This window comes from Psychrobacter sp. Sarcosine-3u-12, assembly GCF_002836005.1.
GTDB lineage: Bacteria > Pseudomonadota > Gammaproteobacteria > Pseudomonadales > Moraxellaceae > Psychrobacter > Psychrobacter okhotskensis.
Map to the genome: position 1 here is coordinate 1 of NZ_PJBY01000055.1, position 394 is coordinate 394.

Below are 394 nucleotides of genomic sequence, written 5' to 3' on the forward strand. Positions count from 1 at the left end.
CGTAAACAAGCCATACTCAGCAAACTGCAACCCCCATTAAACCTAAGCGTGGCTCAAGTATCAAGAGAGGAAGGCATCGGTCTTCAGACCCTGTATAATTGGCGCAATCACGCCAGAGAACAAGGTCAGCCCATGCCGACAAATAAACGTACTCCTGATAACTGGTCAAGCGAGACCAAACTTGCCACCGTCATCGAAACAGGCGGCTTATCCGAGACCGAGCTTAGCGAATACTGCCGTAGTAAAGGTCTCTATGTTGAGCAAATAAAAGCGTGGCGCACTGACGCTCTTAAGGGCTTTAGCAGCAGCAAACAACAGAGCCTTAAAGACAAGCGTCAACAGCAGACAGACCGCAAGCAGATTAAGCAACTCACCCGAGAGCTTGCTCGAAAAG

1 pseudogene is annotated in these 394 nt (G+C 49.5%); it reads left to right on the forward strand.

The annotated features are described in order from the left end of the window. Nucleotides 1-132: 132 nt before the first annotated feature. Nucleotides 133-394: pseudogene (locus CXF65_RS01125) on the forward strand (IS3 family transposase); the annotation flags it as partial.